The 12563-nt window shown below is 72.0% G+C and carries 10 protein-coding genes; 6 read left to right on the top strand and 4 right to left on the bottom strand.

Going from position 1 to position 12563, the window contains the following annotated elements:
* Positions 1-163: 163 nt before the first annotated feature.
* Positions 164-817 carry an ACT domain-containing protein gene (locus OOZ19_RS27235; protein WP_266093035.1) on the bottom strand — a complete coding sequence of 218 codons (654 nt, stop codon included), beginning with the start codon at positions 815-817 and terminating at the stop codon, positions 164-166.
* Between the two features lie 636 nt (positions 818-1453).
* Here OOZ19_RS27235 and gatC point away from each other — a divergent pair.
* The 5 genes from gatC to OOZ19_RS27210 all read left to right on the top strand — a co-directional run bounded on the left by gatC (position 1454) and on the right by OOZ19_RS27210 (position 6718).
* On the top strand, positions 1454-1753 hold the full coding sequence (gene gatC / locus OOZ19_RS27230) for an Asp-tRNA(Asn)/Glu-tRNA(Gln) amidotransferase subunit GatC (protein WP_184481933.1): 300 nt from the start codon (positions 1454-1456) through the stop codon (positions 1751-1753).
* Positions 1753-3288, top strand: coding sequence for an Asp-tRNA(Asn)/Glu-tRNA(Gln) amidotransferase subunit GatA (gatA, locus tag OOZ19_RS27225; protein WP_266093020.1), 1536 nt, complete (start codon positions 1753-1755; stop codon positions 3286-3288). Before gatC ends, gatA begins: the two co-directional genes overlap by 1 nt.
* Entirely contained in the window at positions 3288-3485 is a 198-nt protein-coding gene (locus OOZ19_RS27220; RefSeq protein ID WP_266093019.1) for a hypothetical protein, read from the top strand. The genes gatA and OOZ19_RS27220 overlap by 1 nt, the downstream gene beginning before the upstream one ends.
* Positions 3482-4987 (top strand): Asp-tRNA(Asn)/Glu-tRNA(Gln) amidotransferase subunit GatB, encoded by a 1506-nt coding sequence (gatB, locus tag OOZ19_RS27215; RefSeq protein WP_266093018.1) that lies wholly within the window; start codon positions 3482-3484, stop codon positions 4985-4987. Before OOZ19_RS27220 ends, gatB begins: the two co-directional genes overlap by 4 nt.
* 234 nt (positions 4988-5221) lie before the next feature.
* Positions 5222-6718, top strand: coding sequence for a potassium/proton antiporter (locus tag OOZ19_RS27210; protein ID WP_266093017.1), 1497 nt, complete (start codon positions 5222-5224; stop codon positions 6716-6718).
* A 61-nt stretch (positions 6719-6779) separates the two neighbouring features.
* Here OOZ19_RS27210 and OOZ19_RS27205 read toward each other — a convergent pair whose 3' ends face one another.
* Entirely contained in the window at positions 6780-7964 is a 1185-nt protein-coding gene (locus OOZ19_RS27205) for a PQQ-dependent sugar dehydrogenase (protein ID WP_266093016.1), read from the bottom strand.
* A gap of 406 nt (positions 7965-8370) precedes the next feature.
* On the opposite strand from OOZ19_RS27205, the gene OOZ19_RS27200 reads away from it, so the two are divergent.
* Positions 8371-9096: a DoxX family protein gene (locus OOZ19_RS27200; protein WP_266093015.1), complete on the top strand. Its 726-nt coding sequence runs from the start codon at positions 8371-8373 to the stop codon at positions 9094-9096.
* 113 nt (positions 9097-9209) lie between these two features.
* Here the strand turns inward: OOZ19_RS27200 and ilvD are convergent, their stop codons facing one another.
* Positions 9210-11054, bottom strand: a complete 1845-nt coding sequence (ilvD, locus tag OOZ19_RS27195) for a dihydroxy-acid dehydratase (RefSeq protein ID WP_266093014.1) — start codon at positions 11052-11054, stop codon at positions 9210-9212.
* 229 nt (positions 11055-11283) lie between these two features.
* Positions 11284-12159, bottom strand: a complete 876-nt coding sequence (locus OOZ19_RS27190) for a PH domain-containing protein (RefSeq protein WP_266093013.1) — start codon at positions 12157-12159, stop codon at positions 11284-11286.
* Between the last annotated feature and the right edge of the window lie 404 nt (positions 12160-12563).

Below are 12563 nucleotides of genomic sequence, written 5' to 3'. Positions count from 1 at the left end.
CGCCGTGAGGCACGGCTTCGCCGTGAGGCACGGCTTCGCCGTGAGGCACGGCTTCGCCGTGAGGCACGGCTTCGCCGTGAGGCACGGCTTCGCCGGTGACAAGATCGGAAGATCAGTCCGAGCGGATTTGTCGGGTGTTGGTCGCGAGGTGAGTGACGCGGCCTCAGCCGTCCAGGACTACTGACACGATGCCCGCCAGGTGCGCCAGCCGCGCCACCTCGGCAGCGCGGAACATGGGGCCGCCGGGGCGCCCGGCCAGCAGCACGCGGTCGGGCTTGCCGATCGGCGTCGCGGCCAGTTCGGTGCCCAGCTCCTGCCAGGTCTCCGGCACCCAGATCTCGTCACCGTCGAGGATCGTGGCCCGCGGCAGCGGTAACCACGGCAGTTCCAGGTAGCCCTGCTGCGGGGCCGAGGAGCTCGCGGCGAGCTGTTCCGCGCCGCCCGCGTGGTGCCCGAACACGATCGCCCAGCCCGATCGGATGATCTTCGGGACGCCTTCGGCGAAGATCTGCAGCCCGTTGCCGGGTTCGGCCGCGATGTCCTCCACCAGTTCCAGCTCGCGGTGGGTGTCCAGCACGCCCGCGTAGGGGCGGACCGCGTCGACCTCGACGCCGTCGACCGATTCGGCGGCGGTGATCAGGATGTCCGGCAGCCTGCCCGAGGGCAGTTCGACGACCATGTCGTCGATCGCCACGTCACCGCCGCGTTCGACGACGTCGACGCTGAGGATGTCGGCGCCGATCTCGCCCAGCGCGGAGGCCACCGCGCCGAGCACGCCCGGACGGTCCGGTATCTGCACCCGGATCAGGAAGGACACCGGACTCAACGCCTCCAGCTTCGTGCGCGGCACCTCGCCGTCCGCGCTCCCCGCGCCGCACGGCCGCACGCGGAGGCCACCGTGCGCCCGGCAGGCGGGGCAAATTGTGGCAGACACCGCAGCCTATCGGTGAGACCGGCGTTCGTGTAGTGAAACGACGGGCCGCTGTCGCTGGTCCCGGATGTTTCCCGCACCGCGGAGCCCCGCGTCCCGGAGTGCGGAACCCCGGCCGCCCCGTGCCGGGGGACGCGCCCCCTGGGCACCGGAGCCGATTTCCGCTGAGCGGACGGCACCGCGCCCGCGCCGTCCACATCGCGGGAGCTCGGGAAGGGGCGTTCGCAGGGCAGGGGAAATCCCTACCGCCCGCCGTCGCGCCCCTCCGCTGGTGCCGACGCGAGGAGCATTCGGAGGCGGGGTCGGGCGGTACGTGAACGGTCACCGGCAAACGGGGTTGGTGACCGTTCACGGTGCCCGGACGGTCGGCGAGCCGCGGCGGGAGCGCACCGCGCCGAGGCCGGTAACCGGCCGCGCACCCCGTGCGCGACACGTCGGTTCGCCCCCTGAACGGGCACATGCGGGCTCCGCAATAGACTGAGGTCCAACCGTGATACCGGACATGACCAGGGAGCCTTCGTAGTGTCCAAGATCTCCCGCGACGAGGTCGCGCACCTCGCCGGCCTGGCCAGGCTGGCGGTCACCGAACAGGAGCTCGACACCTTCGCCGGGCAGCTCGACGTCATCCTGGAGTCGGTGGCGAGGGTGGGTGAGGTCGCCGCGGATGACATTCCGCCGACCTCCCACGCGGTGCCGGTGACGAACGTGTTCCGCGATGACGTGGTGCGGCCCAGCCTGCCGCGCGAGGCGGCGCTGGACGGCGCGCCCGCGGCGGAGGACAACCGGTTCCGCGTTCCGCGGATCCTGAGTGAGGAGGCGTGATGACTTCGACCGCGACCGGAGGTGACTCGGCCCTGATCGGCCTGTCCGCCGCCGATCTCGCCGACCGGCTGTCCTCGGGCGAGGTGACCTCCGTGGAGGCCACCCAGGCCCACCTGGACCGCATCGCCGCCGTGGACGGCACCGTGCACTCGTTCCTGCACGTCGACGAGCAGGGCGCGCTGGCCGCGGCCCGGCAGGCCGACGAGGACCGTTCCGCGGGCAAGGCGGCCTCGCCGCTGGCAGGCGTTCCGCTGGCGCTCAAGGACGTGTTCGCCACCAGCGACATGCCCACCACCTGCGGCTCGAAGATGCTGGAGGGCTGGAAGCCGCCGTACGACGCGACGGTGACGCGGCGGCTGCGCGAAGCGGGCGTCGTCATCCTCGGCAAGACCAACATGGACGAGTTCGCGATGGGCTCGTCCACCGAGAACTCCGCGTACGGCCCGACGCGCAACCCGTGGAACACCGACCGCATCCCCGGCGGTTCCGGCGGTGGCTCCTCGGCGGCGCTGGCCGCGTTCGAGGCGCCGCTGGCGATCGGCACCGACACCGGTGGCTCGATCCGCCAGCCCGGCGCCGTGACCGGCACCGTCGGCGTGAAGCCCACCTACGGCGGCGTGTCCCGCTACGGCCTGGTCGCCTTCTCGTCCTCGCTGGACCAGCCCGGCCCGTGCGCGCGCACGGTGCTGGACGCGGCGCTGCTGCACGAGGTGATCGCCGGGCACGACCCGATGGACTCCACCTCGATCAGCGGCGCGGTGCCGCAGGTCGTGGCGGCGGCGCGCGAAGGTGCCGCCGGTGACCTGACCGGCGTGAAGGTCGGCGTGGTCCGCGAGTTCGCGGGCGACGGCTACCAGCCGGGCGTGGAGCGGTCCTTCCGCGCCGCGGTCGAGCAGCTCTCGAAGCTGGGCGCGGAGGTCGTGGAGGTCTCCTGCCCGAACTTCGAGTACGCGATGGGCGCCTACTACCTGATCGCGCCGAGCGAGTGCTCTTCGAACCTGGCCCGGTTCGACGCGATGCGCTTCGGCCTGCGCGTCGGAGACGACGGTTCCCGCAGCGCCGAAGAGGTCATGTCGCTGACCCGCGAGGCCGGGTTCGGCCCCGAGGTGAAGCGCCGCATCATGCTCGGCACCTACGCGCTGTCGTCCGGCTACTACGACGCCTACTACGGCCAGGCGCAGAAGGTCCGGACGCTGATCACCCGCGACTTCGCCGCCGCGTTCGAGCAGGTGGACGTGCTGGTGTCGCCGACGACGCCGACCACGGCGTTCGAGATCGGCGAGCGCACCGAGGACCCGCTGGCGATGTACCTCGCGGACCTGTGCACCATCCCGTCGAACCTGGCGGGCAACGCCGCCATGAGCGTCCCCAGTGGACTGTCCGATGAGGATGGTCTTCCGGTGGGGTTGCAGATCATGGCCCCGGCGTTGGCCGACGACCGGCTCTACCGGGTCGGTGCGGCCTACGAGACCGCCCGCGACGCCGCCCAGGGCGGCCCGCTGCTCGACCGTGTCCCCGCTCTGGAGGTGGCGTGATGAACTCGAAGATCAAGGCAGCGTTCCAGCTCGCGTCGGTGCTCTCCGCGGCCTTCGGGCTGCGCGCGAGCATTCGCGACGCCAAGGCGAACAACGACCGGCTTGCGATGGCCGACTCGATCATCACCGCGCTGGGCCTGGTCACAGGCACCGCGCTGGCGATCCGCACCCTGCGCAAGGGGGATGACGGCAAGTGACCGCGGTCGCCGAGATCATGGACTACGACGAGGTCCTGGAGCGGTTCGACCCGGTCCTCGGCCTCGAGGTGCACGTGGAGCTGTCCACGGCCACCAAGATGTTCTGCGGGTGCGCCAACGTGTTCGGTGCCGAGCCGAACACGCAGGTGTGCCCGGTGTGCCTGGGGCTGCCCGGCGCGCTGCCCGTCGTCAACGGCAAGGCGGTGGAGTCGGCGATCCGCATCGGGCTGGCGCTGAACTGCCAGGTCGCCGAGTGGTGCCGGTTCGCGCGGAAGAACTACTTCTACCCGGACCAGCCGAAGAACTTCCAGACCTCGCAGTACGACGAGCCGATCGTCTTCGACGGTCACCTCGACGTGGTGCTCGACGACGGCGAGACGTTCCGCGTCGACATCGAGCGGGCCCACATGGAGGAGGACACCGGCAAGTCGCTGCACGTCGGCGGCGCCACCGGCCGCATCCACGGCGCCGAGCACTCGCTGCTCGACTACAACCGCGCGGGCGTCCCGCTGGTGGAGATCGTCACCAAGCCGATCGTCGGTGCCGGTGAGCGCGCTCCCGAGGTCGCTCGGGCGTACGTGGCGGCGCTGCGGGACCTGCTGCGGTCGCTGGACGTCTCGGACGTGCGGATGGACCAGGGTTCGCTGCGCTGCGACGCGAACGTCTCGCTGATGCCGAAGGGCACGAGCGAGTTCGGCACCCGCACCGAGACGAAGAACGTCAACTCGCTGCGCAGCGTGGAGCGCGCGGTGCGCTACGAGATGCGCAGGCACGCGGCGGTGCTGACCTCTGGCGGCGAGATCCGCCAGGAGACCCGGCACTTCGACGAGTCGACCGCGACCACCTCGGCGGGCCGCAAGAAGGAGACCTCCGAGGACTACCGGTACTTCCCGGAGCCGGACCTGGTGCCGATCGCGCCGCCCCGCGAGTGGGTCGAGGAGCTGTCGACGACGCTGCCCGAGCTGCCGTGGGAGCGCCGCAAGCGCATCCAGGAAGACTGGAAGCTCTCCGACGAGGAGCTGCGCGACCTGGTCAACGCCGGGGCGCTCGACCTCGTCGCCGCCACCGTGGACGCCGGTGCGCCCGCGGCGGAGGCGCGGTCCTGGTGGGTCGCCTACCTGTCGCAGCAGGCCAACACGCGTGGCGTGGAGCTCACCGAGCTGGCGATCACGCCCGCGCAGCTGGCGCGGGTCATCGCGCTGGTCGCGGACGGCAAGCTGACCAACAAGCTGGCCCGCCAGGTCGTCGACGGCGTGCTCGACGGCCAGGGCGAGCCCGACGAGGTCGTCGCCGCGCAGGGCCTGGAGGTCGTCTCGGACGACTCCGCGCTGCAGGCCGCCATCGACGACGCGCTGGCCGCGCAGCCGGACGTGGCGGACAAGATCCGCGGCGGCAAGGTGCAGGCCGCGGGCGCCGTCGTCGGCGCGGTCATGAAGGCCACCGGCGGCAAGGCCGACGCGAAGCGGGTCCGCGAGCTCATCCTCGTCGCCTGCGGGCAGTGACCCGAACGCTCCACCCCTGACCGGACCTCCCGCCCCAGAACCGGGGCGGGAGGTCCGTTCTTCTGCTGCCCCCTCGTTTCGGCGAGCCACCGCGGTCCGCGGCCCCGGCCCCTCGCGCAGATCACCCCGCGAGGAGCGTGGCGCGGCTGACGGATCGGGCGTCGCCATGGTCCACTCAGGACGCATCGCCGATCCGGAGCGCGGCGACGCGCCGGTGGCCGAGACGGGGAAGCGATGAGTTTGCCGCAGCTGTACACGGCGCTGCTGGCGGGCGGGCTCGTGCTGTTGGCCAGCATCGTCGCCACGCGAGCCGCGGCGCGCTTCGGACTGCCCGCGCTGCTGCTGTTCCTGGCGCTGGGGCTGGCGATCGGCGAGGACGGGCTGGGGCTGCGCTTCGACGACGCCCAGCTCGCGCAGAACCTGGGCACCGCAGCGCTGGCGGTGATCCTCGTCGAGGGCGGGCTCACCACGCGCTGGTCCGACGTGCGCCCGCTGCTGACACCCAGCGGCCTGCTCGCCACCGTGGGGGTCGCGGTCAGCGTCGCGGTCACCGCGGTGGGAGCGCACCTGCTCATCGGCATGCACTGGCAGTCGGCGCTGCTGCTCGGCGCGATCGTGTCCTCCACCGATGCGGCGGCGGTGTTCTCCGTGCTGCGCACGCTGCCCCTGCCGCGTCGCGTGTCGGGCATGTTGGAGGCCGAATCCGGGTTCAACGACGCGCCCACGGTGATCCTCGTGCTGCTGTTCAGCACGATCCCGCTGGAGATCCACCCGCTGGAGGTGGCCGGGAACGTGCTCTACCAGCTCGCGGTGGGCACCGTGATCGGCGTGGGGGTGGGCTGGGCCGGGGCGTGGGTCCTGCACCGGATCACGCTTCCGGCGTCCGGCCTGTACCCGCTGGCGATGTTCGGACTCGGGGTGGTCGCGTTCGCCGCCGCGGGCTCGGTGGGCGCCTCCGGGTTCCTCGCCGCGTTCGTGTCCGGGCTGGTGCTGGCGAACTCGGGGCTGCCGCACCGGGCTTCGCTCCGTTCGTTCGCCGAGGGACTCGGGTGGCTGGCGCAGATCGGCCTGTTCGTGCTGCTGGGCCTGCTGGTGACGCCGCACGAGCTGTTGCCGGAGCTGTTGCCCGCGCTGGTGGTGGGGCTGGTGCTGCTGCTGGTGGCGCGACCGGTGTCGGTGCTGGTGGCGCTGGCGCCGTTCCGGTTGCCGTGGCGGGAGCAGCTGTTCGTGTCCTGGGCCGGGTTGCGCGGCGCGGTGCCGATCGTGCTGGCGACCTTCCCGGTGGTGGCGGGCATTCCCGGCAGCGACCGGGTGCTCAACGTGGTCTTCGTGCTGGTCGCGGTGTTCACCTTGGTGCAGGGCCCGGGGCTGCTGGGGCTGGCGCGCCGGCTGGGGCTGGTCCGGGCGGACGCGGCGCGGGAGATCCAGGTGGAGGTGGCTCCGCTCGACGTGCTCGACGCGGAGCTGCTCACGGTGTCGGTGCCCACCGGTTCCCAGCTGCACTACGTGACGCTGCGGGAGCTGCGGTTGCCGGAGCCGAGCGTGATCACCCTGATCATCCGGGCGGGCCGGTCCTTCGTCCCCGAACCCGCCACCCGCCTCACCACCGGCGACGAACTGCTCATCATGACGACCGCGCGAGCACGGGAGGTCGCGGAACGCCGCCTGCGCGCCGTGAGCCGCCGAGGCCGCCTCGCGCACTGGTTCGGCGAATACGGCGCACCGGACTGACGGGGCGAGCACGGAGGGCGGATCGCGGCCGGGTTCCGCCGCCCGCGGAATCGCCGCGCGGTCAGTCCTTGCCGCTGTCGCCCGAGGGGGGTTCGATGCGGATGGCTCGGTCGTCGCTGGGGACCGGGGCGCCGCCGGACTTGTTGGCGGTTCCCAGCCACAGCTGGCCGTCCGGGCCGTTGGCGGCGGCGGAGAAGCGTCCGTAGGTGCGTTCCATGACCTTGGACGGCTGGCCCGTGAAGGTGCCGTCCGGGCCGGGGTTGAGCGTGTAGAGCGCCGCCGCGTCCGTCAGCGCCACGACGACCGACGCGGGTCCGGCCGCGCACCCGGACACCCCGGGGCGGTCCGGCCAGCTCCACGCCGGTGCTCCCAGGGCCGCGCCGAACTCCAGCCTGTGCAGCGAATCGCGCGAGCCGGCGCGGTCGGTGAGCCAGTAGCCGCCGGTGTTGATCGCTCCGCACAGTCCGCCGGGATCCGACACCCCGGAGGCCACCACGCGCGAGGACGGGTCGGGGTTGCCGGGCGCCGCCGCGCCGAACCCGTCGATGCGCAGCACCTTCCCTGCCAGCGACGCCGGGTCGGTCGCGTTCGCCCGGTCGCCCGCGTCGCCGGTGGCGACCAGCAGCGCGCCCCGGCCGTCGTCGAGCAGCGCGCCGGAGTTGCCGGAGGCGCCCTTGGGGATGCCGGTGAGGACCGGTTTCGGGTTGTCCCGCGGCGCCACCCGCAGCACCTGGTTCTCGCCGTCCACGCTCGCGTAGGCGTAGATCAGCTCGTCCTCCTGGTAGCTCGGCGACAGCGCGAGCCCGGTGAGCCCACCGCCGCCGGACGAGTCGACGGGCACGCGCGCCACCTCGACCGGTTCGACGTCCTGCTCGACCCGCAGGATCCGGCCGGTGGCGCGCTCGCCCACCAGCGCGCCCTTCCCGTCGGGCAGCACGGTGATCGCGCCCACCGGGTCCAGGCAGGTCGCGACCACCGCAGGGTCGGGGTCGATGCAGCCCGCGGGAACGGAGGGCGGCGGTTCGGTCGGCTGCCCGGGTTCCGGCGGGGGAGGGGCGGGTTGCTCGATGGACGGCTGCGGCCCGGCCTGCGGCTCCAGCGAAGGCTGGTCGCGCCAGGCGTTCGGGTGCTCGTTCGGGAACTGCGCGCAGCCGCCGGCGGCGAAGGCGCCCACGGCCAGCAGCACTCCCGCCGCTCGCGCGCGAGTACGGCGACCGGGGCGGGAGGTGCGCTGGGAGGCTGCCACGAGGTCCGAGGGTATCCGCCCGGTCGTGAACGCACGGTGAGCACCCGAGGATCCGGATCATGCGACGCCGCCTCGCCGTCCCACCCGGTGGAAGTCGCTTCCCGTCAGGTTCGAGCGGAGCAGTCGCCGCCCGGCGACCGAATGCAGCAATTACGGATGGGCCCCCGGACGTCGGCCGATACCGATCGGCGGCGACGGACGGTGTCGATTCGGTGATTCCCGGTGTTCTCAGATGTCGATCTTACGGCTGTCGCCAGCGGAAACCGGGAATTCACCGAAGGTTCGCGGGACCACCGGGCCATTCTGCCGGATGCCGGAACACCGGGATCTCGGCCGAATTACGTCTGGAAGAGCTTCACTCGAAAGGGTCGCTTCATCCGTGTGTGATGCCTTAGCCTTCACCGCCGTGAGCATTCACGACGATCGCCCGAGCGGCGCGGGCGGAAACCGCGACGACCGCGCGCAACGCGGCGGAGAAAAGTCCGCCGACGGGCCTACGGGAACCCAGGGCCTCGGCGTGCAGGACTACGACTACTACGACGACGCCGCCTACAACGACGGTGCGGCGACCTCGGTGGTCGACCGCCGTTCCGGCGACGACTTCTACGAAGAATTGGACACCCGGAAACCATTCGGCTGGAACGCCGGAGCCGACCTCGGGCTCTTGGCATTGCGGCTGGTGATCGGCGGGATCTTCGCCGCCCACGGCGCGCAGAAACTGTTCGGCGTGCTCGGCGGTAGCGGTCCGGAAGCCTTCGCGCAGTCCCTGGCGAAGTCCGGGTTCGAGCAGAGCGCGGTGCTGTCCCTGGTCACCGGTGGAACCGAGCTCGGCGCCGGCGCGCTGCTGGTGCTGGGCCTGTTCACCCCGCTGGCCGCCGCGGGCATCGTCGGCGTGATGGCCAGCGCCATCGTGTCGATGAAGCTGCCCGGCCCGTTCTTCGACCAGGAAGGCGGCTACGAGTACCTCGTGGTGCTCATCGCCGCCGCGCTCTGCCTGATGTTCGCCGGGCCCGGCCGGGTCGCGCTGGACAACGGGCGCGCCTGGTTCCGGCACCCGCTGGTCAGCGGCTTCATCTGCCTGGTGATCGCGGCGGGTTCCTCGGCCGCGGTGCTGATCCTGCTGCGCTCCTGATCCGGCGGCTCCGCCCGCCGGGCGGAGCCGCGCAATCCCCCGAAACGAGACATCCCCCGAAACGAGACCGGCCGGGTTCCCCGTGGAACCCGGCCGGTCTTCTCGTCATCCGGTCACTTCGAGACGTCGCGCACCGCGCCGTGCGAGGCCGAGGTGGCCAGCCGCGCGTAGGCCCGCAGCGCCCCGGTCACCGGGCGCTGCCGGGATTCCGGCTGCCACGGGTGCTCGGCGGCGTCCATCTTCGCGCGCCGCTCGGCGAGCACCTCGTCGTCGACGAGCAGCTCCAAGGAGCGTTCGCGGACGTCGATGAGGATCTGGTCGCCGTCCTGCACCAAGCCGATCATGCCGCCGTTGGCCGCCTCCGGAGAGATGTGCCCGATGGACAACCCGGAGGAGCCGCCGGAGAACCGGCCGTCGGTGATCAGCGCGCACTTCTTGCCCAGGCCGGAGCCCTTCAGGAACGCCGTCGGGTGCAGCATCTCCTGCATGCCGGGGCCGCCCGCGGGGCCCTCGTAGCGGATCACCAGCACCTCACCGGGCTGGATCTTCTTCTGCAGGATCGCGGCGACGGCCTGCTCCTGGCTCTCCAGCACTCGCGCGGGCCCCTGGAAGTGCCAGAGCTCCTCCTCGACGCCCGCGGTCTTCACGACCGCGCCGTCCTCGGCGAGGTTGCCGCGCAGCACCGCCAGCCCGCCGTCGGCGGTGTAGGCGTGCTCGAAGTCGCGGATGCAGCCCTCCGCGGCGTCGGTGTCCAACGAGGACCAGACGTTCTCAGTGGAGAACGCCTGCGTGGTGCGCACTCCGCCGGGCGCGGCGTGGAACAGGTCGAGCGCCTGCTGCGACGGCGACTCGCCGCGCACGTCCCAGCTCGACAGCCACTCGGTGAGGCTCCCGCTGTGCACGGAGGACACCTCGCGGTGCAGCAGCCCGGCGCGGTCCAGCTCACCCATGATCGCGGAGATTCCGCCTGCCCGGTGCACGTCCTCCATGTGGTAATCGGAGTTCGGCGCCACCTTCGACAGGCACGGCACCTGGCGGCTGATCCGCTCGATGTCCGACAGCTCGAAGTCGATCTCGCCCTCGCGAGCGGCGGCCAGCGTGTGCAGCACGGTGTTCGTCGAACCGCCCATCGCCATGTCCAGCGCCATCGCGTTCTCGAACGCCTGCTTGTTCGCCACCGAGCGCGGCAGGACGGAGTCGTCGTCCTCCTGGTACCAGCGCTTGGAGATGCGCACGACGGTGCGCCCGGCCTCCTCGAACAGCTCGCGGCGCAGGGCGTGGGTGGCCAACGTCGAGCCGTTGCCCGGCAGCGCGAGGCCCAGCGCCTCGGTGAGGCAGTTCATCGAGTTCGCGGTGAACATGCCCGAGCACGACCCGCAGGTCGGGCAGGCGGACCGCTCGACCTCGCTGAGCCCGTCGTCGTCCACCGCCGCGTTCGCCGAGGCGGAGATGGTGGTGATCAGGTCGGTCGGGGCCTGCGCGACGCCCTCGACGACCACGGCCTTGCCCGCCTCCATCGGCCCGCCGGAGACGAACACCGTCGGCACGTTGAGCCGCATCGCGGCGTTGAGCATGCCCGGCGTGATCTTGTCGCAGTTCGAGATGCACACCAGCGCGTCCGCCTGGTGGGCGTTGACCATGTACTCCACCGAGTCGGCGATCAGCTCGCGCGAGGGCAGCGAGTAGAGCATGCCGCTGTGGCCCATGGCGATGCCGTCGTCCACCGCGATCGTGTGGAACTCCCGCGGCACGCCGCCTTCTTCGCGGATCTTTTCGGCCACCACGTCACCGAGGTCGCGGAGGTGCACGTGACCGGGCACGAACTGGGTGTAGGAGTTGGCGATGGCCACGATCGGCTTGCCGAAGTCGTCGTCGGTCATGCCGGTGGCACGCCACAACGACCGGGCGCCTGCGGCGTTCCGTCCGTGCGTGGTGGTCCGGGAGCGCAACTGGGGCATGGTCCTTCTCGGTTTCTCACAGAGTTCGCGTCATAGCGGCGAAAGACGCCCACCTTGTGGGTGGGGGCGAACGGCGGTGACCACGACGCTACTCCTGCCCGGCGACGTCCGGTCCGACCGGTTCTCGCCCGTCGGGCGTTCGTGACGCACGCCTCGGGAGCCGTCCGGGCGGCGATGCGCGCGGTTCCGGGAGCGCGGGGCGGCTCGTGATCGTGTAGCTGCGGGGTGGTCAGTCCGCGGACTTCGGGCCGGTCCGCCCGTCGTCGTCGGACTCCGAGCTCTCGGCCGGAGCGGCGTCGGTCTCGGACTGCTGATCGGCGGCGGCCGGGGTCTCGCCGGTGGCGTCGCCGGTCCGGTCCTCGTCGGTCGCGGGCTGCGCCGGTTCGGCGTTCGGGTCCGGCAGGCGACCGCCGCTGAGCTCGGCGAGCCGGGGCAGATCGCGCACCCGGATCGCCGGGAGGACGACCTCCTTGCCGGAGGTGAGCACGGCGCGCACCCAGCGGTTCTCGTCCAGCCGCACCGAGGCGAGCTCGTCCCAGTCGAACCGGGCGGTGGCGAACAGGCCGCGCGAGGCGATCCGCTCGGCCGTCACCACGGTGCGCGGGCGCACGATCACGTAGGCGAGCGCCAGCGGGATCAGGTACGAGGGCAGCAGCAGCGGGAAGGGCTGCGCGAACGCGATCGGCGTCACGCCGATCGCCACCGCCAGCACCGCCAGCAGCGAGGTCCGGGTGAGCTGGAACGTCAGCGACTTCGGCAGCGCCTTCACCCGCCGGGCGGTGTCCTTCGCGGCTCCGGTCTTCGCGGGTCCTGCCGGGTCCGCGTCCCGTTCGCCGGAGCCCTGCTCGGCGACCGCCTCGGGCGAGTCCGCCGCCGACGGGTCGGCGTCGGACGCGACCGCGCCGGGCAGCTCCGAGGCGTCTCGGGTCGCCGTGCCGGTCGTGCCGTGCTCCTCGGACGTGCTCACTTCGCGGGTCCCCTCTGCCTCTGCGCGTTCCGAGCCCGCCGCGTCCGGAGTGCCCGATTCCGCCGGGGCGGAGCCGGTGCCGGTGCGGCCGGGCCCGTTCTCGCCGGGCCGTTCCGATGCCGCTGGGGACTCGCTCACCCCCCGATGCTCTCACCCGTGCGCACGCCGCCCGCAGAGTCCCGGGCGCTCGCGCCCACGGGATGCCGGGGGCGCGAGCGGTTCCCACTTGATGGCACCGGCGGTTCCACAGCCGGGGACCCGCCGGGCCGGCGCGGGAGCGACGTACGCCACATCGGACTCCGCCAAATGCGAACGGGATATCCGTGAACAGCGAAAACGCCAGCGGAAGCGGGGTTTCGGGCGGCTTTCGGCGTCCACCATGCGGGAATCGCGTCCCGCATGGTTTGACCTGGTGGCACCAGTGCCGTTAACGTCCTGGCCATGCTGCGACTGCACGACATTCTCGTACTTCCCCGGCGCGTCGACGCCTGAGGAAGCTCCGCAGCGTCGACGCGCCAACCCTCGTACGGTCCCCTTTTCGG

Source organism: Saccharopolyspora sp. NFXS83 (genome assembly GCF_026241095.1).
Classification (GTDB): domain Bacteria; phylum Actinomycetota; class Actinomycetes; order Mycobacteriales; family Pseudonocardiaceae; genus Saccharopolyspora_C.
The sequence above is the reverse complement of the archived record's forward strand: the minus strand, read 5'-3'. Positions and strand labels throughout refer to the sequence as shown.

Coding starts and splice junctions, on each gene's coding strand:
- ilvD (WP_266093014.1), bottom strand. CDS start 11,054: ATGCCCCAGTTGCGCTCCCGGACCACCACGCACGGACGGAACGCCGCA.
- OOZ19_RS27210 (WP_266093017.1), top strand. CDS start 5,222: ATGAGTTTGCCGCAGCTGTACACGGCGCTGCTGGCGGGCGGGCTCGTG.
- gatA (WP_266093020.1), top strand. CDS start 1,753: ATGACTTCGACCGCGACCGGAGGTGACTCGGCCCTGATCGGCCTGTCC.
- OOZ19_RS27220 (WP_266093019.1), top strand. CDS start 3,288: ATGAACTCGAAGATCAAGGCAGCGTTCCAGCTCGCGTCGGTGCTCTCC.